We start from the raw sequence: 22,879 nt of genomic DNA on the forward strand, positions 1-22,879 counted from the left end.
GAATTTACAGGTTTTGTAACTGGTCGCGCAGGCGGGCAGCGGTTTCTTCAAAGGTAGCCAGTTTCTGGCGCTCTTTTTCGACAACCGGCGGGGGGGCTTTTTCGGCAAAGGGCGAAGCCAGTAACCCTCGCAGGCGTTCGATTTGTTTTTCAACCTCGGCCAGTTCGTTTTGCAAGCGGGCGCGCTCGGCTTCCACATTCACCAGATCGGCCAGCGGCAGGTAAATTTCGATACCGGCCACCACAATTGCAATCTGATTTTCAGGTTTTTCCGGTAAATTTGCCAGCATTGTCAAATGATCGGGTTGAAGATAAGCCAGCGCCGCAATGGCGGCAGCCTGTTGCTGAAATACGGTTAATTTTTCACCGGCAACGATGGTTGCCGGAATGCGTTTGCCGGGTGTGACCTTTTTCTCGGTACGCAGGTTGCGAATGGCGCGGATGACCTCCTGGATCAGGTTGAAATCAGCGATCTTCTGCTCTTCCCACCCTTCAACAGGCTGGGCTTCTGGCCAACGGGCGATGATCAGGGCTTCTTCCCAGCCGCCTTTTGGACTGAAGGCCTCACCTTTCTCCTGCGCGGCGCGTTTGAGATGCCCCCACAATTCCTCGGTCACAAAAGGCGTAAAGGGATGCAGCAAGCGCAGGGAGGCATCCAGGACGCGCAGCAAGGTTTGAGCCGTGTAAAAAGCGCGGTCGCCCCCTTCGGCTAATTGTAATTTCGCAATTTCCACATACCAGTCGGCAAATTCCGACCAGAAGAAGTCGTAAATCTGGCGGCCGGCTTCGCCATACTGGTAATTGGTGAATAAACGCTCCACATCCCGCAGCAGCTGCTGCAGGCGCGCCCAAATCCACGAGTCGGCCAGCGTCCACTGCGGGGCGGCCTGCGCCTGAGCCGGGGCTTGTGCCAGCGCGCCGAGGACAAACCGCCCGGCGTTCCAGACTTTATTGGCAAAGTTGCGGTTGGCTTCCACTTTCTTCAGGCTCAGGTTCATATCATTGCCGGGGGTGGAGCCCACCAGCAGGGTGAAGCGCAGAGCATCCGTGCCCATTTCGTCCATCACTTCCAGCGGGTCAATCACATTGCCTTTGGTTTTGCTCATCTTCTGGCCTTGTTCGTCGCGGATCAAGCCATGCAGATAAACCGTGTGGAAAGGTGGCTTGCCGGTGAATTCCAGCCCGAACATAATCATGCGCGCCACCCAGAAGAAGAGGATGTCGTATCCGGTTTCCAGCACACTGGTCGGGTAAAAGTAGCGCAGGTCGGGGGTGTCTTCCGGCCAGCCCAGCGTGGAAAACGGCCACAGTCCGGAGGAGAACCATGTGTCCAGCACGTCTTCATCCTGATGGATGTGGCTGCTCTGGCAGTGGGCGCAATGAGTCGGGTCATCGCGGCTGACGGTGATCTCGCCGCACTCATCGCAGTACCAGACCGGGATGCGGTGGCCCCACCATAACTGGCGGCTGATGCACCAGTCCTCGATGTTTTCCAGCCAGTTGTAATAGACTTTGGTGAAGCGTTCCGGGACAATTTTGATGCGTCCCTCACGGACGGCTTCCAAAGCAGCCCGGGCGAGGGGCTGAATTCGCACGAACCACTGAGTTGAGATCATCGGCTCGACAATCTCACCACCGCGTTGGGAGCGGGGCACATTGAGGGTGTAAGGTTGTTCCTTGATCACCAGTCCGGCGGCGCGCATGTCTTCCCACATTCGTTTGCGGCACTCGAAGCGGTCCAATCCCTGATACGGTCCGCCGTTTTCGTTGATGGCGGCATCGGGTGTGAGGATGTTGATCATCTCCAGATTGTGGCGCAGGGCAATTTGATAGTCGTTGGGGTCATGCGCCGGGGTGATTTTGAGCGCGCCGGTACCGAATTCGCGGTCAACGTACTCATCAGCAATGACCGGGATGGGGCGGTTGAGGATGGGGACGAGCACCTTGCGCCCCACATAAGCGCGGTAACGGTCGTCTTCAGGGTGGACGGCTACCGCCGTATCGCCCAGAATCGTCTCCGGACGGGTGGTGGCAACCGGAATGTACTCCTGCGGGTTATCAGCCAGCACGTACTTGAAAAAGTAAAGCGTGCCGGGCTCTTCGCTGTATTCAACTTCCAGATCCGAGACGGCGGTTTTGAGGCCGGGTGACCAGTTAATCATGCGCGGGCCGCGGTAAATCAGGCCTTTTTCGTACAGGCGGACAAAGGCTTCGCGCACGGCGCGCGAGAGACCCTCATCCAGCGTAAAGCGCTCGCGCGACCAGTCGCAAGAAGCGCCGAGGCGGCGAATCTGGCGGGTGATGATGCCGCCGTACTTTTCCTTCCACGCCCAGGTGCGGCGCAGGAATTCCTCCCGCCCCAGTTGCTCGCGCGAAAGTCCTTCTCTGGCGAGGGCTTTTTCCACCTGCAATTGGGTGGCGATGCCGGCGTGGTCAGTGCCCGGCACCCACAGGGTGGGGACGCCTTTCATGCGGTGGTAGCGGATCATCAGGTCTTCCATCGCCACGAACATGGCATGGCCGAGGTGCAGTTCGCCGGTTACGTTGGGGGGCGGAATGGAGATGACGAACGGGCGGCGAGAAGGGTCGTGATCCGGTGAACGGGGGTCGTTGGATGGTTTGAAATAGCCGCTGGCTTCCCAGTGGGCGTAAATTTTTTCTTCCACAGAGGCAAAGTCATAAGTCTTCGGTAAGGAAAATGGTTGATTCATGCTCGCTCCTCGATTACGAAAAAAATCCATCAAAAAAGCAGCCCTTCGTTTTGAGGACGAAAGGGCTGCTTCCGCGGTACCACCTCAGTTCATTGCCCAATCGGGCAATGCTCTCTAACCTGAATGGACTTTCAGGTTTTGCGCTAACGGGCAATCCCGCGCCGTTCTACTTTCCCATTGTGGGGATTTCTTCGGCGAGTACGCCGGGCGACCTTCGGTCAGGGTTCACTGGGGAGGCTTTCAGCCATTGGCGCTCCGTCTCTGTCAGTGACCGGTCAACCTACTCCTCCCGGCACTCCGGTATGAGTTTTGATTATTATAGCGGTTTCAGGCGCGGCTGTCAAACCGAGCGCCGGGCGCAGTTGGCAGTCTTAGGGGGAAACCGGATCTTGTTCCGATAAGTAATTTTATCCCAGCCTTATGGATTTCGTGAAATTTTTGGAGAAGACCGATCAGGATGAAAGCGGTTGAGTTTCACCTTCCTGGATGTATAATTGATACAATGTTTATCACCTTTAGAAGTTTTCAGATCATCCAGCGGGATGGCAGTAAAAAACCTTGGAAGTTGAATCTTGAAAAAATTAGGGATATCTGAAAGCCTTTGCAAATAAGTAGAACGCTGGAATATATGTCTCGCGCTCAGTTAAAGGAGAAGAGGATGGCAAGGCTCGTGTTCAGCATGAATCAGTCCCTGGACGGGTACGTTGATCATACGGCTTTTGCGCCAAGCCCGGTGCTGTTTCGCCACTTTATTGAGGAAGCTAGAGGGCAAGCCGGCAGTGTGTACGGCCGCCGCATGTATGAAATCATGCGTTACTGGGACGAGGATCATCCAGAATGGGATGCGGACGAGAATGCCTTTGCAGTCGCTTGGCGCAACCAGCCCAAATGGGTTGTCTCCCGCTCGTTGAAGGTGGCAGGCCCTAACGCCACGCTAATTGAAGAAAATCTTGAGGGTGCAATCCGTGAGATAAAGTTGACACGCGACGGAGAGATTGAAGTGGCTGGACCAGACCTGGCGCACAGCCTGACCAAACTTGGCCTGATTGATGAATATCGAATATACCTGCATCCTTTTGTCCTTGGTCACGGTAAACCATATTTTGCCGGACCCCGTCCACCCCTCCGCCTCATCGCGAATGATCGGATTGACGAGTCTGTGATCCGATTGGTATATGTCCCTGCTTAATCTTGTAGCTCTCAAAAAGGTCATCGCCGCTGCGGTGGGGCATCCATCAAAACCCTACCAAGGTTTACGAAGCGGTTGGAGCAGGCATTCCTGTTTGCGGCGCGCTACTGAACCGGTGCGCTGGTTGTCGAGCAGGATTGAAGGCTGTGATCATAGAACAAAACCAAATAACCGATTCAGGGGTCTGTTCTTTTAAACAACATCTTCAACCGCCCAAAACTTGACCGCGGGAGAAGGGTATGCGGGGAGGCTTTTCATCGGTTCCTCCCCGCATCGGCAAGCCGGATTGCTCGTGATTTTCAGGGCAAAAAATTCTGAAAGTTAAAGTTTTGTCCGTCGAACACGCCCTGGGTAAAGAGGAAAACGCCAACAAGTGCGTTGAAGGCTGAAAGGATCAGCCCAATTGCCGAGAGCACCAGCCCGGCAATTGCCATGCCGCGGCTGCTGGATTTGAGCCCGATGATGCCGGTGATGATTCCGGCAACTGACATGGGAAAGCCGCAAATCGGCAGACACCACGCTGCCAGATTGAGAATACCCAGCACCAGGGCGGCAATGGCAACGCCCTGTTTATTGCCGGCAGGTGGCGGTGGGTAAACTACTTCTGGCTGAGGAGTATAATCGCTGGTCATTGAGCTGCTCCCTTGGAAAGATCATTCAAAATGGTTATCGCCGAACAAGGCGTCAATCCGTTCGAGGATGTCGTTGGTCAATTTTTCAACCGCTTCAGCGGCGGCGAGGTTTTCATCCAACTGTTCCAGCCGGCTGGCTCCGGTGATCACGCTGGATACTTCTTTGCGGCGCAGCACCCAGGCAATCGCCAATTGCGAGGTGGTCAGGCCGAGCTCCTGAGCCAGGGCGGTTAACTGGCGGACGATGGCAATCCGCTCCGGAGTAATTCGTTCGCGCAGCCAGGCCATGTCTTCGTGCGAGGCGCGGCTGCCAGCGGGGATGCCGTCGTTGTACTTGCCGGTCAGGATGCCAAAGTATAGCGGGGAGAAGGTGGTCAGTCCCATCCCCAAATCGCGCGCCAGCGGCATGATGTGGTCTTCAACCCGCTTGCGGTGAAAGAGATTGTACTGAGGCTGTTCCATGCTGGGCGGTACCAGCCCAAATTCCCGGCAGGCGCTATAAACTTCGGCAATCTGGTAGGCTTCCCACTCGGAGGTACCCCAGTAGAGGACTTTGCCCTGATGGACGAGATCATCCATGGCACGGGCGACTTCCTCAAAGGGGGTATCCGGATCGTAGCGGTGGCAAAAGTACAGGTCCACATAATCGGTGCCCAGCCGGCGCAGTGAGGCGTGGATGGACTCGAAGATGTGCTTACGGGAAAGCCCGCGCCCGTTGGGGCCCGGGAAAGTCGGCCAGAAGACTTTGCTGGAAATCACCAGCGTTTCGCGCTGTAAACTCTTAATGGCTTTGCCCATGACGATTTCGGCCTGACCGTTGGCATATACATCGGCGTTATCAAAGAAGTTAACCCCGTGTTCATAGGCGGCATGGACCAAATCTACCGCGGTCTGTTCGTCAATCTGGTTGCCAAAGGTGAGCCAGGCTCCCAATGAGATTTCACTGACTTTCAGGCCAGTTCTTCCCAGTCTTCGGTAATGCATGTGATTATCCTCCTGAGGTTGTGAGATGAACTGCCGCCGTCAGGCAGCAGGTGATTAACGGCTCATTCCATATCGTGAATCTTACCACTGCCGAGTGGTTTTGCCTCACCGCCAATGCCGAGTGGTTTCCATTTTTCTTCATTGGCGCGCAAGCGGTGCAATCCTCCGCCGCGGTTGTGGAGTTCGTCAAAGCCTTCTGGCTTGATGAACATCTCCTCCCCATCCAGTAAACCGGTAATGCCGGTCTGACCGGGCTCCATGCGTTTATGCTGGCAGTAATAACAGGTTTTCGGGTCGTGCGGCTTGTACTCGATCGGTTCTTCGTAGGTGGTGATGTAGCCCTCGTAATTACGCAGGATGATTTTGTGATCCGACATGCTGATCAGGTAATTGGGCATGACCGGGATTTTTCCGCCGCCGCCCGGTGCATCCACCACATAGGTGGGAACGGCATAGCCGGAGGTGTGACCGCGCAAGCCCTCGATGATTTCAATGCCCTTGCCAACCGGCGTACGGAAGTGCCCGGCTCCATCCACCAGATCACATTGATACAGATAATAAGGCCGCACGCGGATGCGCACCAGATCCTGCACCAGTTTGCGCTGGATGTGGACACAGTCGTTGACGCCTGCCAGCAGGACGGACTGGTTTCCCAATGGAATGCCAGCCCGACTGAGGCGGTCACAGGCATTTGCCAGTTCCTGTGTGATTTCATTAGGATGATTGACATGGATGTTCATCCAGACCGGATGGTACTTTGCGAGTGTCTCGCAGAACTCATCGGTGATGCGCTGGGGCAGGAAAACCGGCACGCGGCTGCCGATGCGGATGATTTCGATGTGGGGGATCTCGCGCAGACGGCGGAGGAGCTCATCCAGTAGTTTGGGGGCCAGGGTTAGCGGATCTCCACCAGAGAGCAGCACATCGCGCACCTGCGGAGTGTTTTTGAGGTACTCAATCTGCATTTCGAACTCAGCCCGCGAGAAGGTGGCGCTGGGGTCGCCCACGATGCGCGAGCGGGTGCAATAACGGCAGTAGGAGGCGCATTGGGTGGTAACCAGCATCAGCACCCGGTCGGGGTAGCGGTGAACCAGTCCCGGTACGGGGGAGTGGCGGTCTTCAGCCAGCGAGTCTTCCATCATGCCGGTGAATGGCACAATTTCTTCGGCTTTGGGGATGACCTGTAAGCGGATGGGGTCATTCGGGTCATCCGGGTTGATTAGAGAAGCAAAGTAGGGGGTTATATCCACACGAAACAAGCCCTGCGTGTTGAGGGCTTTGATTTCACTGTCGGTCAGTTTGAAGAGTTTTTCAAAATCTTCAACGGTGTTGAGACGGTTGCTCAACTGCCAGCGCCAGTCGTTCCATTTTTCGTCGGGAACATCCGCATACACCGGTGCACGCTTGGAAGGGAAGGGGTTTTGGCTCATGTTTGATCTCCTCTAAATTAAGGTCAAAAGGTGGATGGCCGATTCAAGATCAGAAAAAGAAAATAAGGAGAGACGGCGGATCGTGATCGGTGCGGTAGAACCCGGCGGAGCAGGAAGAAATCAGAGGCTGACTCATCACTTCTATTTTACGAATAAAAGAGGGGCAGGTCAATCAAGCCGGCAGGCATATAAGAATTCTATATGAAGTTGGTATGAATTCTTGACGTTGAAGATTGGGCATGGTAAGATGATGTAATGGTTGGGTTTAGCACTCGAAGGGCGAGAGTGCTAAAATAGAGAGTTGAAAATGGTAGAGCTGAGCGAGAGACAAAAGTTCATTCTGACGCTGGTGATTCACGAGTACATTCGGACGGCACAGCCGGTTGGATCGCAAGCGCTGGTTGCTCGTTATAACCTCACCATCAGTTCGGCAACCGTGCGCAATGAGATGGCGGTGTTGACCGAGTACGGTCTACTGCGCCAGCCGCACACCTCAGCCGGACGGGTACCCACGGAGGAGGGCTATCGCTATTTTGTCTCCCGTTTGATCCGCGCAACCGACCTGCCCGATACGACTCGCCGGACGATCAGCCACCAGTTTTATCAGATGCGCCATGATGTTGAGCAATGGGTGCGTCTGGCGGCCTCCGTGCTGGCTCATCAATCCCGGGCGGCCTCGCTGGTAACACCGCCCCACCCTGAAAAAGCGCGCCTTAAGCATCTGGAATTGATTGCCACCCGCGGCCGGCAGGTGCTGATGGTGCTGGTGATGGTAGGCGGGGAGGTGCGCCAGCGCATTCTCACCCTGAATGAACCGGTTGCGCAGGAATTGCTTTCTCAATCGGCTGACCGCCTGACCCAACTATTTCAGGGGCAGGATGTGGAGGGCATTCGCGCCCGCACCTCGCAACTGAGCGGGCTGGATGCCGACGTGATCGCCTGGGTCATCGAAGATATGATTGAAGCCAACTCGGAAGTGGCCGGGGAGGTCTATCTGGACGGCTTGACGAATGTGCTGGCCGAGCCGGAATTTACCGGTTCGGAAGAAGCCCGGCGCGCTTTGCGGATTTTGGAAGAACGCTCGCTGCTACAAGACCTGGCTGCCCGCACGGTGATGAGCAATACCGTCGGTGGCATTCAGGTATTAATCGGCGGCGAGGGGACATGGGATGAACTACGCCCGTGGTCAATTGTGCTGGGAAGTTACGGCGCTCCCGGACTGGCAACCGGCACACTGGGCGTGCTTGGCCCATTGCGCATGTCTTATGGACGGGCGATTTCGACGGTACGCTTTCTTTCCGGTTTGTTAAGTGACCTGGTTGCCGAGACGCTCTTTGATGAACCCTTGAATTACAAAGGAGAGAACCTCTCATGACCGAAGAAAAGAAAAAACGGACACGCCATGATCATTCATCGGCTGAGGAATCTGCTCAAACCGCACCTCCGGCTGCGGAAACTGCGGAGCAGGAACCAACGCCCCCAAATGATGCGGTGTCCCTCATGGAGGATACCATTACGGGATTACAACAGGAATTACAGAATGCACAAAATCAGTGCAAAGAATACTTCGAAGGCTGGCAGCGTGAACGCGCAGACTTTATGAATTACAAAAAGCGCGTCGAACGCGATCAGGCGCAGCTTCATCAGGTCATCACGGCTAACATCATCAAGAAGTTTTTGGTGGTGCTGGATGACATGGAGCGTGCCATCAAAAACCGACCGGCCGATGCCGAACAGCAAGAGTGGTGGAACGGTGTGGATTTGATTTACCGCAAACTCCAATCCATTCTGGAGGCTGAGGGGATTCAGCCGATTGCCGCTGCCGGTGATTTGTTCGATCCCAATCTGCATGAAGCGATTTCTCATGAGGAAAGCAGTGAAGTGCAGAGCGGACATATCATTGAAGTTGTACAACAGGGCTACCGTCTTGGCGACCGCGTTGTGCGCCCGGCTCTGGTGCGGGTGGCGCAGTAGCAGCCGTCAGTTGGCAGGCAGGTTGCAACGCATCATCTTTAACACGTCTTTTTTTGGAGGAATCTATGGGCAAAATAGTCGGCATTGACCTTGGAACCACAAACTCGGTGGTGGCGGTCATGGTGGGCGGTGAGCCAACCGTAATCCCCTCGGCAGAAGGTGAACGGCTTGTGCCATCGGTGGTTGCAATCAACAAAAATGGCGAGCGCCTTGTCGGGCGGGCTGCCCGGAATCAGGCGATTGTCAATCCTGAAAATACAATCTTTTCGATCAAGCGCCTGATGGGACGCAAGTACGATGACCCCGAGGTCCAGCGTACCATCAGTCGGGTGCCGTATAAAGTGACCAAAGCCCCCAACGGTGATGCGCGGGTGGTGATGGGCGGACGCGAATATTCACCGCCGGAAATTTCAGCGATGATTCTGGCCAAACTCAAAGCGGATGCCGAAGCCTTCTTGGGCGAGCCGGTGACGCAGGCCGTCATTACCGTGCCGGCTTACTTCAATGATGCGCAACGCAACGCCACCAAAGATGCCGGTAAAATTGCCGGTTTGGAAGTTTTGCGCATCATCAACGAACCGACCGCTTCCTCGCTGGCTTACGGGTTGGACAAGCGCAAGAATGAAGTGATTGCGGTGTATGATTTGGGCGGTGGCACCTTTGATATTTCCATTCTGGATGTTGGAGAGGGTGTCTTTCAAGTTAAATCCACCAGTGGCGATACCTTCCTCGGCGGAGATGACTTTGATCTGCGCCTGATGGATTACCTGATTGAAGAATTCAAGAAGGAAACCGGCATTGACCTGCGCCAGGATCGTCAGGCTTTGCAGCGGTTGAAGGAAGCCTCTGAAAAAGCCAAAATCGAACTTTCAACGGTCATGCAGACCGAAATAAACCTGCCCTACATTACTGCCGATGCTACCGGCCCGAAACATCTGGTCAAATCCATCACCCGCGCCAAGCTGGAGCAGCTGACTGCCGATTTGATTGAGCGCTCGCTGGGGCCGGTGCGCCGGGCTCTTTCGGATGCTGGCCTGAAACCATCCGATGTCAACGAGGTGGTGCTGGTAGGCGGTATGACCCGTATGCCTGCCGTTCAGGATGCCGTGCGCCGTGAATTTGGCAAGGAACCTCACAAGGGGGTCAACCCGGATGAGGTGGTAGCGATTGGGGCTGCTATCCAGGCGGCTGTATTGGGCGGCGAGGTTAAAGATGTGATTCTGGTGGATGTGACGCCATTGACGCTCTCGGTGGAAACATTGGGTGGGGTAGCCACCCCGCTGGTCGAGCGCAACTCGGCCATTCCCACCAGCAAGACGCAAATTTTCTCCACCGCGGTGGACGGGCAGACCCAGGTTGAAATTCATGTGGTACAGGGTGAACGCCCGATGGCAGCCGACAATAAATCGCTCGGCCGTTTCATTCTTGATGGCATTCCACCTGCGCCGCGCGGCGTGCCTCAAATTGAGGTGACTTTTGACATTGATGCCAACGGCATTTTGACGGTTACCGCCAAAGATAAAGCCACCGGGCGCAGCCAGCACATTACCATTACGGCTTCTTCCGGCCTGACCGAAGCGGAGATCGAGCGTATGCAACGTGAAGCCGAAATGCACGCTGAAGAAGACCGCCGCCGCAAGGAACTGGTAGAAGCCCGCAATTACGCTGATAACACTCTCTACGCGGCCGAAAAGACTTTAAAGGAATACGGCGATAAAATTCCCGCGGAAGTCAAACAACAGGTCGAGCAGTCCATGCAGCGGCTCAAGGATGTGATGCAGGAACAGGAACCGGAGCGCATCCGGGCAGCCACGGACGAGCTGGGACAGGCTTTGCAGAAGGTTGGCGCTGGAATGTACCAAACCGAACCGGGTGCATCTGCGCCGGGCGGCAGTACACCTCCGCCTCCACCCCCCGGTGGTGATGAGGATGTGGTTGACGGAGAATTCAAAGAGCAGTAAGATTTAACTTTGCGAAAAGGGGCAGATGGCTTGCATCTGCCCCTCACCCCGCAAAGAAATTAACGGCTTACTCGGTTGAATGATTGGAAGTCGAATGGCGCAGCGTGATTATTACGAGGTTTTAGGGGTCAGCCGAAATGCGAGCAGTGAGGAAATCAAATCAGCATTTCGGACGCTGGCTCGCAAGTATCATCCGGATGTCAATAAAGAACCGGATGCCGAACAACGCTTTAAGGAAATCAATGAAGCGTATAGCGTGCTTTCGGACCCGGAAAAACGAGCAGCGTATGACCGGTACGGTCATGCCGGGGTTAACGGCATGGGCGGCATGCCGGATTTCACAACCATTGACTTTTCGGACATTTTTGAGGAGTTCTTTGGCTTTGGCATGGGCGGCAGTTCCCGGCGGCGTAATGCGCCCCGCCGCGGAGCTGATTTAAGTACCACCGTCACGCTGACTTTTGAAGAGGCCGTTTTTGGGGTTGAGAAAGAAATTGAAATTACCCGCGATGAGGTGTGTTCTACCTGCCGCGGCAGCGGGGCCGAGCCCGGTACAGCGCCCGTGCGCTGCCAGACCTGCGGCGGACGCGGTGAGGTTCGACAAACTCGTCAGACTTTCCTTGGGGCGATGGTACAGGTCACGACCTGCCCGGCCTGCGGTGGGAGCGGAGAAGTCATCAGTACCCCCTGCCACACTTGCAAAGGTCGCGGGTTGGAACGTAAAACCATTCGAAAGACCGTCCCGATTCCGGCGGGAGTGGACAACGGCACCCAGATTCGGCTGGCGGGAGAAGGTCAACCCGGCAGCAACGGCGGGCCGCATGGCAACCTGTATATCGAAATTCACGTCAAAGATCATCCCTTCTTCCGCCGCAAGAATGATGATATTTTGCTGGATTTGAACATCAATGTAGCCCAGGCGGCACTGGGGGCGGAAATTGAAGTGCCGACCATTGACGGCAAAACCAGGTTGAACATCCCGGCAGGCACACAGCCCGGTAAAATCTTTCGGCTTAAGGGTAAAGGCGTGCCGAACGTGCGCGGTAACGGACGGGGCGATCAACTGGTGATCGTCAATGTCGAAGTGCCTACCCGTCTGACCAACGAACAACGCGAATTATTCGAAAAACTGGCAAAAACCCTGGGCAGCGAGGTTCGCCCGCAGGAAAAAAGCTTCCTGGACTTGCTCAAAGAGGTTTTAGGTGGCTGAAGCACGCTGGTTGGAAGTATCTCTGATTGTAGATGGGGAATTGGCCGAAGCCGTAGCAGATGTGATTGGCCGTTACACCTCGCAGGGAGTGGTGATGGAACAGGCCGTCCGTTATAACGACGAAGAGAGCGAAGGCGTTCCCTACGGACCGGTCAAAGTGTTCGGTTACATGGTGGTGGATAGCACCCTGGAACAGCGCCGCATGAAACTGGAAGAAGCTTTGTGGCACCTCAGTCAGATTCAGCCGCTACCACCCGCCGAATACCGCGAGATTGAAGATCAGGATTGGATGGCGGCCTGGCGGGAGCATTATCGGCCGATACCGGTTGGAGAAAAATTAATGATTTTACCGGCATGGATAGAACTGACCGATGAGCAGCGTATCCCCATCAAAATTGACCCGAGTATGGCGTTCGGCACCGGTACGCATCCTACCACCCAGTTGTGTCTGGCGCTGCTGGAAAAGCACTTAAGAGCGGGGGATGCGGTCATTGATATCGGCTGTGGGTCGGGGATTTTATCCATTGCGGCGGTCAAACTGGGCGCCAGTCGCGTTTTGGCAGTAGATATTGATCAGGCCGCCATCCGTTCGACCCGTGAAAACGCTGCCCTGAACGGCGTTGTCGATCAAATTGACAGTGGGGTTGGTTCCCTAAATGAGATCCTGGTGGGGTATTACACACTGCGCCGTGCTCCGCTGGTACTGGCTAATATTTTGGCGCCGGTGATCATTCGCATGTTTGGGGAAGGATTGGCGGATACCCTTACAAAGGGCGGAAAGATCATCCTTTCCGGCATTCTGGATGAACAATCGCCGGCGGTAGAGGCCGAGGCTGAAATGCATGGCCTTCAGTTTGTCGAGCGAATGATTCAAAACGACTGGGTTGGGCTGGTCTATCAAAAACCCTGAATTACCAGACTCGTTCTAAATCAGGGTTATCCAGTGCTTTGCGGCCGACTTTGGCCATATCCACCCATTGACCATCCACTTTGATGCGCACCACATCAGCGGTATAGTCGGTGACGGTATCGTTGTGGTTATCGAACAGGGCTGAGCCGACCGCGTAGATATCCACCGGCACTTGCAGTTTTTCAAAACGGGTGATTTTTTCGGGGGTGAAGCCGCCGGAGACGACGATTTTGACCTCCTGACAGTAGCGCCGGGCTGGCTCGCGCCAATCGGCGGGTAGATCCCAGGTTTCCCAGGCCGTATCCAGCGCCTGACGTACCAGAAAGACCAGCCGAGGATTGACGCCCAAATCGAGGGCAGGGTCACCGAGCGGCGGAACGCTGACATCTCGTAAACTTCCACTGGTATCCAGTCGGACGCCATAGAGTTTATACCGCTGGGCTTCTTCCGTCTGACCGGCTTCAATCAATGCGCGGTAGCGTTCAAACATGGCCTTGCAAACCGCCAGCGAATCACGCACACAATCATTGTTGAAATCCACCAGAGCAATGCGTGGAATGCTGGGAGAAAGCACCTTGGCAAACGCCAGCATGGCCTCGGCGGTGTCCCCCAAAAAGGAAGCAATTGCAGCATGAGCCACCGTGCCACCGCCAGCACCACCCCACCAGTCGCCCTGTGCATCGGTGGAAACGAAGGGGCCTAATGTGCTGGCATGATCGTGGTTATACCGCTGGACGGCAATCTGGTAGGCGTAACCATCAGCTGCCTGCACTTCGTGCAGGTCAAAACGAGCCGGGAAAAAAAGCATTGGCTTGCCACGTGCAGCCACCAGAGCATTATACACATTGGTGGCCACCCGGCTGGCGCGGGTGAGGATACCAAGGGTGGGGGTCTCCAGAATAGCAAAGTCTCGGTACCGCCCGCGCACGCGCATCACCGGTTGAACATTCAGAGGGTTGCCGTCCGAAGTGACCGTGCAGCCATCATGAACCGCCCAAACTTCCAACTGATCGGCAGTATTAATAAAGGTATCTCCCTCAAAGTAACCCGTGCAGTGGCGCAGCATGGTCAGGGCTTTATCCACGCCAACCACAATGGTTTTACCCGGTCGGCGGGTGAACCACTGCATCTCGACTTCAATATCGCCGCAGGCGATCTGGTATGGGTCAATGCCGGGCGGCAGGCGGTGATCCTGGCCCTGATAACGATAACCCTGTTTGGAAAGCACGCTGAGCATGGTGGTAATGTTGACGAAGTACTTGTCGGTATACCAGCCGCGCCGCATGCGCTCAATATCCAGTTTGAAGGTTTCATTGGTCAGACGCTTGCCGTCGAAAATGCTCATGGGAAAACTCCGGGGAAAGATAGTTGGTGTAATTTATACACTAAATATAAACCCAAATGAATGGGGTGTCAAGGAGTTTAGGAAGTTCTCTTTCCTAAACATCAATTCTTATTTGGTATTATTGCCACTATGCTTCCAAAAATTCAGTGCGAGGTTACCCTACCCATCCCGCCCTCTATGGATTATATTTTTGAAAAATCCAGTCGAGAGGTGAAGTCACCATGCAGAGTTTTGAAGTGATTGGACGCTGGTTGATGTTTCTGGGTATTGGGCTGGTGGTGGTCGGTGGCATCTTCTGGATAATGGGACGGCTGCCGGCTTTGCAGAACCTGCCCGGCACCATTAAAATCGAACGAGAGGGTTTTACCTGCATCTTCCCGCTGGCAGCCTCCATTTTGCTCAGCATCATTCTGACGGTGGTCTTGAACATTATCGCCCGTCTGGGCGGCCGTTAGGCTTTCATATAAATGGGATTGATTTGTCTTAAAACGAATTGTTCTATGGTAAACTTGAAGTCTGTCATCATCGGGGACATGCCGGCAGAAAAATTGTTGAGGAGTTGGAAAAATGGTCGAACGCGAAACTTACGCGATTGAACTGGCGGGGCTGCGCCGCGAGTTGCCGCTATTTGAGGTCAAACCCGGTTTGAAAATTGCGATTTTGAATATTCTGGGGGATACGCCGCTGGTTGAGGCTTGCGCTGAGGCTCTGGCACATCAGTCGCGTGATCGTGATTTTGATGTGATCGTCACAGCCGAGTCAAAAAGTATTCCACTGGCGTATGCCATGTCGGTGCGTTTGAACAAGCCTTATGTGGTGCTGCGCAAGGTTTATAAATTTTACATGGGCGAGGCCTTGAAGGCCCAAACCCTTTCAATTACCACCGGTGAGCCGCAAACGCTCTATCTTGATGAAAAGGATCACCGCTTACTGCGCGGGAAAAAAGTCATGATCCTGGATGATGTGATCAGCACCGGTTCAACCCTGGAAGGTATGCGTTCCCTCATGGAACAGGCTGGGGCAACCGTCACTGTGGAAGCGGCCATCTGCACTGAGGGGGACTTGGCGCGCTGGAATGGGATTGTCGCTCTGGCACACCTGCCTTTGTTTGAAGAATAAACCATTCATCGAATCCGAATCAAAAATCACCCCGCGGTGATCGCTTAACGGGGTGATTTTTTGTAATTATCGGAAACGGAAAATCAGGCGCGCCGGCGGACGCGCACCAACACGTCAACTTTCAAAGACAAACGGGGTTCCTCCGCCTATCATCCAATCGGATTTGCCGCAGATAACCTCACTCCTTTACGGCAAATTTTCCTGTTTCGTCAAAAACTCAGCGGCTCGTCAATCTTCGAATGAAATGGCTTCTTCGGGGCATTCATCCACGGCTTGCTGGACGAGGTCACGGTAAGATTCGGGGACGGGATCCATGATGACAATTGCATGAATGGCGTCACCCAACTGAAAAATTTCGGGGGCAATCGTTTCGCATACACCGCAGCCCATACAGATATCCGGGTCAACAAACACCTTCATTAGTAAATTTCCTCCTGAAGTGTGGGGGTAGAAAACGAGAGAAACAGCGGCGAGACTTCGATACTGCCAGTAAACATGGGGGATATTCTCATTATATTGATTTTAGGGTTAAATGCTTCGGTTTACAGGGTGATATTCTTCCTGATTTTTGTCCGAAAATGTCCATTGACTTCATGCCTTTTGAAGGCTGACTCCCTCACTGGCGTGGCAGAGGTAGATTTCAGCCGATTTGCCGGTGCGGGTGTGATATTCCTGCGCCAGCGATTGGGCAAAAGTCCGGGCTGCTTCTTCCAGCACCAGATTAACCGTGCATCCCCCAAAACCGGCTCCCGTCAGGCGTGCCCCAAGGCAACCCGGCAGGTGGGCGGCAATCTCCACCAGTGCATCCAGTTCGGGAATGCTGACCTGATACAAATCTCGCAAAGAGGCATGACCTTCGTACATTAATTCCCCGAACGAACGACTATCACCACCTTTGAGGTATTTTACGGCTTGCTGCACGCGGGCAATTTCTTCCACCACATGACGGGCATGTTGGCGAACCTGCTCCGGCAGGTATAAGGCTAGTCGGTTGAAGTCCTCCGGGCTGACATCCCGCAAGCTATGAATGGCAGGCAGGTGCATCTGCAAGAGGCGCACGGCTTCTTCACAATCGGCGCGGCGTTGATTGTAAGCCGAACCTGCCAGGGTGCGGCGCACCCCTGAATCGGCGATCACCAACGCGGTTCCAGACGGGAGAGGGACGGGTTCGTATTCCAGGGAGCGGGTATCGAACATCAGGGCGTGATCCTTGACCCCGCAGGCGGAGGCAAATTGATCCATCAGTCCGCAGTTGACGCCGACAAACTGATTTTCGGCTTGCTGACACAGACGTGCCAGTTCCAAACGGCTCAGTCCCCAGCCGTTTAATTCATTCCATAAAGCCCCAAAAGCCACTTCAACCGCAGCCGAGGAACTGAGACCCGCTCCAATCGGGACAGTGGAAGTGAACACCGCATGAATGCCGCTGACGGTTAAGCCGCGCTGCCTGGCCGCCCAGGCCACTCCGGCGGGGTAGCGTGCCCAATCCGGTAATTGCCGGGCCTGCAGGTCTTCTACATCGAAAGAAATTCTCTGCCCCAGATCCAGCGCGGTTAAATCTACCGTGGTGTCAGAACGTGCCGCGGCCTGTAAGTGAACATAACGGTCAATGGCAGCCGGCAAGACGATGCCCTCATTGTAATCAACATGCTCCCCCAGTAGATTGACTCGACCGGGGGCGCGGACATCAAAGTCGGGGTTGGGGAGATGAGCGGAGAGTGGTTCGATCATTGCGAATTGTTGTTTTGAATCAATTCTTTTTTACGCTGATGATTGAGCTTTTTCAACTGAGCTTCACGGCGCAAGGCGGCCTGCCGGCTAGGCTGCTCTTCAACATACACAAGGCGGACGGGCAGATGCAAGCGGGTATAACGCGCTCCCCGACCGGAATTGTGCTGGCGCTCGCGGCGGTGCGGGTCGGTGCTCCAGCCGGTATAAAAACTGCCATCATTGCATTCCAGAATATAGCAGTAATACCCCATAGACTATCTGGATGGTTTGTTCCCTTTGCCCTGTTCTCGGGGGCGCTTGCCCAGACCGAACAATCTGCCGATCAGCTGACCACTGGTGGGCAGAATCGAAGGTGAGGAAGGCACATCCCACATCCCTTCCAGGCGGTCTTGCCACCATTGAATGCGCTGTTGCTGAGCGCTGGTCAATGCCTGATGAAGCGCCTGATCATCCTGATTAAGCAGCATTTCGCGGAAATCTTCCAGTTCACCAATCAGGGCATCCAGCAGGCGAATGGCATTGTCGCTGTTGAAGATTGCGGTTTGACCGAGCAATTTTTGTTCATTGAGGTGCAAAAGGGGTTCGGTCACCTCTACAAACGAGCGCCCGGCCAGTTTTCTACCTTCCCGCCAGCCCGGCTGATTCATGGCAGCCCGCATCATGCCGGCCGCCGTCAGTTTGGGCAGCAAATCAACCATTGCCATAAGACCGTCGGCTTCAAAAGGATCAGCATAAAAAGGTTTACCGCCGATCATTTCTGCCAGATCTCCGGCCAGTTTGAGGGCATCGGCGTGAGTGTCAGGCGGGGCGGTGATGACGATCAGGCCGCGCTGGAAGTAGTCTGGACTGGCTTTGTCCAGGGATTCATCCGTATCGGTGAGGAAGGACGGATTCAGGGCGGGGGTGAAGGAGATGAGATAGCGTTCTTCGGGTAAGAGATTTTTTGCCCAGTTAAACACGGTGTTGGAAAGCGGGGAAGTATCCAGAACCACTGCGCCGGCTTTCAATGATGGCGCAATGGCTTCCAGGGTACTGCGAATTTCATCCACCGGCAGGCACAAAATGACTACATCGGCTTTTTCTACCGCAGCGTGCAGGTTGTGAATGATACGGTCAATCGCCTTGAGATGAAGGGCTTTTTGCTCGGCAATCAGGTCGGCATCTGAGCCGACCCGCTCCAGTTGGGCTGTGTTTTTTTGGAGCGCCAGCCCGATAGAAACTGCGGTCTGGTTCAGACCAAGAAGACTGATGCGTAATGCCATTAATTTCCTCCCAGTAATAAATAAAGGAGATTGGGTAAGGCGGGATTCATAATTAAGGAAAACACGTCAAAACCCAGGCGAGAGGGGATGATCAGTAAACCGATTAAAATCAGTGATCCGTACGGGCGGATCACACTCATAGCACGTGCCAATGACGGTGGTGCAAAATACTCGACGATTTTATCGCCGTCCAGGGGTGCCAGCGGAATCAGGTTGAACAACATCAATATCAGGTTGATAAAGATAAATTCAAGCAGGAACTGGTAGGGCGTTGGGAAAAAGCCCGGCAGGGGACTGCCGGATGAGAAAGTCACCAGACCCAATCGCAATGGAATGGCGGCCAGAGCTGCCAGTAGAAAATTGGAAAACGGCCCGGCGAGTGAGACCCACATCAGGGCGGCTGGTGAGCGCCGGTTGAGCGCATACGGGTTGACCGGCACCGGTTTGGCCCAGCCAAAACCGGCAATTAACAGCATCAGGGAGCCAAAGGGATCGAGATGACTGAGCGGATTGAGGGTCAGCCGTCCGTATTGACGCGGCGTTTCATCGCCGAAACGGGTAGCCGTCCAGGCATGGGCAAATTCATGCACGCTGAAGGCAATGATCAGGATGAAAATGCGGCTGATGAGGGTTTGCGGATCGAGATTCAACATAAAACGATTATAACATGGGTGGTATAATGCGGGCATGTTGCCAGATTTGCAGCTGAATGATGTGGTGCGCCTTCGAAAACCCCATCCTTGTGGAGGGTATGAATGGAAGGTGGTACGCCTGGGTGCCGATATTGGGCTGGAATGCTGCACCTGTCAACGGCGGGTGTTATTGACCCGTCGGGAGTTATCCCGCCGCTTGAAGACAATTGTGACGCGAGGCAGCCATGAGCAAAACCCCGCCGGATAAACCGCACATCCTTTTTCTGTTTTCAGATACCGGCGGCGGTCATCGCAGCGCGGCGGAAGCCATCATCGAGGCAATGGGTCTGGAATTTGGTGACCAGATCAGCACGGAGATGGTGGACATCTTTTTGGAATATGCTCCCCCGCCGATTAACCTTGCACCGCGCATTTACCCCACCCTTTCGCGCATGCCGGATTTATGGGAATTGGGTTACCGGATCAGCGACGGTAAGCGCCGAACTCGTTTTGCATATACCATGCTCTGGCCGTATGTACGCCGTTCGCTCGACCGTCTTTTGATGGAACATCCGGCTTCGCTGGTTGTTTCGGTTCATCAGTTGATCAACACTCCTGTTTCAAAAGCAGCCAAAAAGTTGGGTGTGCCGTTCATTACCGTCGTAACCGACCTGGTTTCTACCCACGCGGCGTGGTACTGCAATCAGGCGGATCTGGTGGTGGTGCCGACCGACGAGGCTTTCCAGCGCGGGCTGGAGATGGGGCTGAATCCGTCACAGATGCGGGTAGTCGGCCTGCCGGTTGCGGAGCGGTTTTGCCAGCCAAGGGCTGACGAACGCGTGTTACGCGAGCGGCTTGGTTGGCGACAAGACTTGCCGGTGGCCATTCTGGTGGGCGGCGGTGAGGGGATGGGGCCGCTGGCCGCCACCGCTCGAGCAATTGACGAAGCCCATCTCCCTCTGCAGTTGATCATTGTGGCCGGGCGTAACCGCGTCTTGAAAGAACAACTCCAACGCGTGCGCTGGCAAATACCGGTCAAAGTCTATGGCTTTGTCACCGAAATGCCCGATTTTATGCGGGCTGCCGATATTTTGATTACCAAAGCCGGGCCGGGTACGATTTGTGAAGCCTTTATTGCCGGTTTACCATTGATTCTTTACAGCAAAATGCCCGGACAAGAGGACGGCAATGTGGATTTTGTTGTCCGGCATGGGGCGGGCGTATGGGCACCTCAACCCGGGCTGGTGGTCAAGGCGTTACAGCACTGGCTGCGGCGGCCTGAGGAACGCCTGAAAACCGCTCAAACTGCTTTGAAACTGGGCAGGCCGAAGGCTGCTCGCGAGATTGCCCATTTACTCGTGGAGCAAGCCCGCCGACAGTCAACCACCAAAATACGGGTATAATTTGAATATGCCTATTCTGGATGCACGAACGCTGGAATTTTTCAGTCGCAGCGCCGATCAAACCCGCCGGCTGGGAATGCGTTTGGGAGGTCTGTTACAGAAAGGGGATGTGGTCCTCCTGCAGGGAGAACTTGGCAGCGGTAAAACAACGCTGGTACAAGGCATGGCGCATGGGTGGGGATCGTTAGATCCCGTTTCCAGCCCCACCTTTGTGCTGGTGAATGTTTACCGTCGGCCGGATGGCCAGGCTCTTTATCATCTGGATGCTTACCGTTTGAAGTCAGCCGCGGAAGCCCTGGATTTGGACCTGGACTGGTTGATGGAAAGTGGCGCATTGGTGGTGGAATGGCCGGAGAACATCCAATCGGCTCTACCGCGCGAACACTTGCTGGTGCGCTTGAGCTGGATTGCGGAAGAACAACGCGGTATGGTGTTTCTGGCTCAGGGCAGTCGTTACGAAACGCTGGTCCAGGAATTCCGTCAGCGGGTGGTGGGAGGCTGAATGCTGCTGGCATTGGATACGTCAACTCAATACGCCGGCGTTGCCCTGTATGAAGGGGCGCAGGTCATTGCGGAATCGATCTGGCGCACCCAAAATCATCACACCGTCGAGGTGGCTCCGGCTTTGCAAGACCTGATGAATCGCTGCGGAGTGCGCACTGCTGACTTAAAAGCCATCGGGGTCGCTCTTGGACCGGGATCCTTCACCAGCTTACGGATTGGACTGGCGATTGCCAAAGGTATGGCATTGGCTTTGAAAATTCCCTTGATTGGCATCCCGACCTTTGAAATCCTGACGGCTGCCCAACCGGTGCAAGACCTCCCGCTGGTGGTTGCCTTGCAGGCCGGAAGAGGGCGGCTGGCAGTGGGCTGGTATCAGTCAAAAGCACACCGCTGGGAAAGTCAGTCCGAACCGAAGGTGATGAGTGTCGAAGAATTGGCACAAACCATCGAAACGCCCACTCTGGTTTGCGGTGAATTGAGCGCAGCAGAGCGGGTAGTCCTGGCACGTAAAAGACGATTGGTTGTGCTGGCTTCACCAGCCGCTTCCTTGCGCAGGCCATCCTATCTGGCGGAACTGGCGTGGAAACGCTGGCGCACTAACAAAGTGGATGATCCAATCCGTCTGGCGCCGATTTACCTCAGCACCGCGGAGGGAGTAACGGTTTGAAAGAAAACCTTTCCTCAGCCCGGGTGATCATCCGTCCAATGGAATTGCGGGATGTTCCGCGAGTGCGGGAAATTGATCTGGCTTCATTTTCGCTGCCATGGCCGGAACGATCCTTCCGATTCGAAATCACCGAAAATCCGGCTTCCCGCTTGTGGGTTGCGGAAGTTCAAACTGCCGAGGGGCAGGTTGAGGTGGTGGGTATGATTGTGATGTGGCAGGTACTGGACGAGGCGCATATCGGTACCTTTGCCATCCACCCGGTCTATCGGCGGCATGGAATCGGCCGCCGCCTGCTGGCAGAATCCCTGCTTGAAGTGTACGAAATGGGTGTCCGGCAATGTTATCTGGAAGTCCGCCGTTCGAATCTGGCTGCCCAGAATCTCTATAAAAAATTTGGGTTCAGGGTCACAGCCGTGCGTAGCGGGTACTACCGGGATAATGGAGAAGATGCCCTGATTATGACACTGGATAACATCAACCCGCAAAAATTACGCGAATTTTTGCAAGATGGTGATGAGGATGTTGGGACAATTCCTTCGGGAGAGATAGACCATGGATCAACCTGATGAAGTCTTGAAAAAAGTCGCAGCGGAGGTATCCGTGTGTCAACGCTGCCAGCTGAGTTTTTCGCGCAAAAAAGCCGTGCCGGGAGAAGGCCCGGCAAATGCCGAAGTGATGTTTATTGGCGAAGGACCGGGCTTTTATGAAAATGAACAGGGTCGCCCGTTTGTCGGGGCGGCCGGAAAATTTTTGGATGAACTGTTGCAGCGTGCCGGGCTAAAGAGGGAAACGGTGTTTATCACCAATGTGGTTAAATGCCGCCCGCCGGGCAACCGGGACCCTCTGCCGGAGGAGTTGATGGCCTGCAATGACTATCTGGAACGGCAGATTCAGGCGATCAATCCGCTGGTCATTGTCACGCTGGGGCGCTACTCGATGGCACGTTTTCTTCCCAATGTTCGCATCAGTGATGTGCATGGTAAAGCACGCTGGCTGGATGGGCGTATGATTGTGCCGATGTTTCATCCGGCTGCAGCCCTGCATCAACCTTCTTTGAAGGGCGCAGTAGTAGAGGACTTTTCCAGGCTGGGTGGCTACATCCAACAGGCACGCCAGAATCGTCAAAACGTCAAAGATGCTCAGCCGCTTTCCAAACCGGCTGAGGAGGAAGAAGAGCAATCCAAACCCACCCAACTGAGCCTCTTTTAGGCGTTAC

Annotated in this window: 24 protein-coding genes; 14 read left to right on the plus strand and 10 right to left on the minus strand. The window is 54.8% G+C overall.

Annotated features, from left to right (window positions below; genetic code table 11):
- Nucleotides 1–4: 4 nt before the first annotated feature.
- A complete protein-coding gene (locus AC812_RS09230; RefSeq protein ID WP_061914137.1) occupies nt 5–2,710 on the minus strand; it encodes a valine--tRNA ligase in 2,706 nt (901 codons plus the stop codon).
- 658 nt (nt 2,711–3,368) lie between these two features.
- Here AC812_RS09230 and AC812_RS09235 point away from each other — a divergent pair.
- Complete coding sequence (locus AC812_RS09235) at nt 3,369–3,899, plus strand: dihydrofolate reductase family protein (RefSeq protein WP_061914139.1); 531 nt, start codon at nt 3,369–3,371, stop codon at nt 3,897–3,899.
- 299 nt (nt 3,900–4,198) lie between these two features.
- On the opposite strand, the gene AC812_RS09240 is transcribed toward AC812_RS09235, so the two are convergent.
- From AC812_RS09240 to kamA, 3 genes are all read right to left on the minus strand, one after another.
- Nucleotides 4,199–4,531 carry a DUF4190 domain-containing protein gene (locus AC812_RS09240; protein ID WP_061914141.1) on the minus strand — a complete coding sequence of 111 codons (333 nt, stop codon included), beginning with the start codon at nt 4,529–4,531 and terminating at the stop codon, nt 4,199–4,201.
- Between the two features lie 21 nt (nt 4,532–4,552).
- Nucleotides 4,553–5,515 (minus strand): aldo/keto reductase, encoded by a 963-nt coding sequence (locus AC812_RS09245; protein WP_061914143.1) that lies wholly within the window; start codon nt 5,513–5,515, stop codon nt 4,553–4,555.
- Nucleotides 5,516–5,577: 62 nt separating this feature from the next.
- Nucleotides 5,578–6,945: a lysine 2,3-aminomutase gene (gene kamA / locus AC812_RS09250; protein WP_061914145.1), complete on the minus strand. Its 1,368-nt coding sequence runs from the start codon at nt 6,943–6,945 to the stop codon at nt 5,578–5,580.
- A gap of 307 nt (nt 6,946–7,252) precedes the next feature.
- On the opposite strand from kamA, the gene hrcA reads away from it, so the two are divergent.
- From hrcA to prmA, 5 genes are all read left to right on the plus strand, one after another.
- Nucleotides 7,253–8,320, plus strand: coding sequence for a heat-inducible transcriptional repressor HrcA (gene hrcA / locus AC812_RS09255; RefSeq protein ID WP_061914147.1), 1,068 nt, complete (start codon nt 7,253–7,255; stop codon nt 8,318–8,320).
- Nucleotides 8,317–8,919 carry a nucleotide exchange factor GrpE gene (gene grpE, locus AC812_RS09260; RefSeq protein WP_061914149.1) on the plus strand — a complete coding sequence of 201 codons (603 nt, stop codon included), beginning with the start codon at nt 8,317–8,319 and terminating at the stop codon, nt 8,917–8,919. Before hrcA ends, grpE begins: the two co-directional genes overlap by 4 nt.
- A 65-nt stretch (nt 8,920–8,984) precedes the next feature.
- Nucleotides 8,985–10,880 carry a molecular chaperone DnaK gene (dnaK, locus tag AC812_RS09265; protein ID WP_061914151.1) on the plus strand — a complete coding sequence of 632 codons (1,896 nt, stop codon included), beginning with the start codon at nt 8,985–8,987 and terminating at the stop codon, nt 10,878–10,880.
- A 94-nt stretch (nt 10,881–10,974) separates the two neighbouring features.
- Nucleotides 10,975–12,090, plus strand: a complete 1,116-nt coding sequence (gene dnaJ / locus AC812_RS09270; RefSeq protein ID WP_061914153.1) for a molecular chaperone DnaJ — start codon at nt 10,975–10,977, stop codon at nt 12,088–12,090.
- Nucleotides 12,083–13,000, plus strand: a complete 918-nt coding sequence (gene prmA / locus AC812_RS09275) for a 50S ribosomal protein L11 methyltransferase (protein WP_061914155.1) — start codon at nt 12,083–12,085, stop codon at nt 12,998–13,000. Before dnaJ ends, prmA begins: the two co-directional genes overlap by 8 nt.
- Nucleotide 13,001: 1 nt before the next feature.
- Here the strand turns inward: prmA and AC812_RS09280 are convergent, their stop codons facing one another.
- Nucleotides 13,002–14,345: a nicotinate phosphoribosyltransferase gene (locus AC812_RS09280; RefSeq protein WP_061914156.1), complete on the minus strand. Its 1,344-nt coding sequence runs from the start codon at nt 14,343–14,345 to the stop codon at nt 13,002–13,004.
- Between the two features lie 221 nt (nt 14,346–14,566).
- Here AC812_RS09280 and AC812_RS09285 point away from each other — a divergent pair, with 221 nt between their 5' ends.
- Nucleotides 14,567–14,800 (plus strand): DUF2905 domain-containing protein, encoded by a 234-nt coding sequence (locus AC812_RS09285; RefSeq protein ID WP_061914158.1) that lies wholly within the window; start codon nt 14,567–14,569, stop codon nt 14,798–14,800.
- A 112-nt stretch (nt 14,801–14,912) separates the two neighbouring features.
- Nucleotides 14,913–15,464 carry a phosphoribosyltransferase family protein gene (locus tag AC812_RS09290; protein WP_061914160.1) on the plus strand — a complete coding sequence of 184 codons (552 nt, stop codon included), beginning with the start codon at nt 14,913–14,915 and terminating at the stop codon, nt 15,462–15,464.
- A gap of 228 nt (nt 15,465–15,692) precedes the next feature.
- On the opposite strand, the gene AC812_RS09295 is transcribed toward AC812_RS09290, so the two are convergent.
- The 5 genes from AC812_RS09295 to AC812_RS09315 form a co-directional block, all read right to left on the minus strand.
- Nucleotides 15,693–15,884: a ferredoxin gene (locus AC812_RS09295; RefSeq protein ID WP_061914162.1), complete on the minus strand. Its 192-nt coding sequence runs from the start codon at nt 15,882–15,884 to the stop codon at nt 15,693–15,695.
- Nucleotides 15,885–16,055: 171 nt separating this feature from the next.
- The gene (galK, locus tag AC812_RS09300; protein ID WP_061914164.1) at nt 16,056–17,195 is read right to left on the minus strand and encodes a galactokinase; all 1,140 of its coding nucleotides are present in this window, start codon (nt 17,193–17,195) and stop codon (nt 16,056–16,058) included.
- Nucleotides 17,192–17,446, minus strand: coding sequence for a GIY-YIG nuclease family protein (locus tag AC812_RS09305; RefSeq protein WP_061914166.1), 255 nt, complete (start codon nt 17,444–17,446; stop codon nt 17,192–17,194). The genes galK and AC812_RS09305 overlap by 4 nt, the downstream gene beginning before the upstream one ends.
- 3 nt (nt 17,447–17,449) lie before the next feature.
- Nucleotides 17,450–18,457 (minus strand): prephenate dehydrogenase, encoded by a 1,008-nt coding sequence (locus tag AC812_RS09310; RefSeq protein WP_061914168.1) that lies wholly within the window; start codon nt 18,455–18,457, stop codon nt 17,450–17,452.
- Nucleotides 18,457–19,110, minus strand: a complete 654-nt coding sequence (locus AC812_RS09315) for a site-2 protease family protein (protein ID WP_061914170.1) — start codon at nt 19,108–19,110, stop codon at nt 18,457–18,459. The genes AC812_RS09310 and AC812_RS09315 overlap by 1 nt, the downstream gene beginning before the upstream one ends.
- A 34-nt stretch (nt 19,111–19,144) precedes the next feature.
- On the opposite strand from AC812_RS09315, the gene AC812_RS09320 reads away from it, so the two are divergent.
- The 6 genes from AC812_RS09320 to AC812_RS09345 are packed head-to-tail and all read left to right on the plus strand — an operon-like array spanning nt 19,145 to nt 22,872.
- Nucleotides 19,145–19,357 (plus strand): DUF951 domain-containing protein, encoded by a 213-nt coding sequence (locus tag AC812_RS09320; protein WP_061914172.1) that lies wholly within the window; start codon nt 19,145–19,147, stop codon nt 19,355–19,357.
- Nucleotides 19,335–20,492, plus strand: a complete 1,158-nt coding sequence (locus tag AC812_RS09325; protein ID WP_061914174.1) for an MGDG synthase family glycosyltransferase — start codon at nt 19,335–19,337, stop codon at nt 20,490–20,492. The genes AC812_RS09320 and AC812_RS09325 overlap by 23 nt, the downstream gene beginning before the upstream one ends.
- 7 nt (nt 20,493–20,499) lie before the next feature.
- Nucleotides 20,500–20,994, plus strand: coding sequence for a tRNA (adenosine(37)-N6)-threonylcarbamoyltransferase complex ATPase subunit type 1 TsaE (gene tsaE, locus AC812_RS09330; protein WP_061914176.1), 495 nt, complete (start codon nt 20,500–20,502; stop codon nt 20,992–20,994).
- Nucleotides 20,995–21,663: a tRNA (adenosine(37)-N6)-threonylcarbamoyltransferase complex dimerization subunit type 1 TsaB gene (tsaB, locus tag AC812_RS09335; RefSeq protein ID WP_061914178.1), complete on the plus strand. Its 669-nt coding sequence runs from the start codon at nt 20,995–20,997 to the stop codon at nt 21,661–21,663.
- Nucleotides 21,660–22,229 carry a ribosomal protein S18-alanine N-acetyltransferase gene (gene rimI / locus AC812_RS09340; protein WP_201797695.1) on the plus strand — a complete coding sequence of 190 codons (570 nt, stop codon included), beginning with the start codon at nt 21,660–21,662 and terminating at the stop codon, nt 22,227–22,229. The genes tsaB and rimI overlap by 4 nt, the downstream gene beginning before the upstream one ends.
- Nucleotides 22,216–22,872, plus strand: a complete 657-nt coding sequence (locus AC812_RS09345) for a uracil-DNA glycosylase (RefSeq protein ID WP_061914180.1) — start codon at nt 22,216–22,218, stop codon at nt 22,870–22,872. Before rimI ends, AC812_RS09345 begins: the two co-directional genes overlap by 14 nt.
- The last annotated feature ends 7 nt before the right edge of the window (nt 22,873–22,879 follow it).

The organism is Bellilinea caldifistulae (genome assembly GCF_001306055.1).
GTDB classification, from domain to species: Bacteria; Chloroflexota; Anaerolineae; order Anaerolineales; family Anaerolineaceae; genus Bellilinea; species Bellilinea caldifistulae.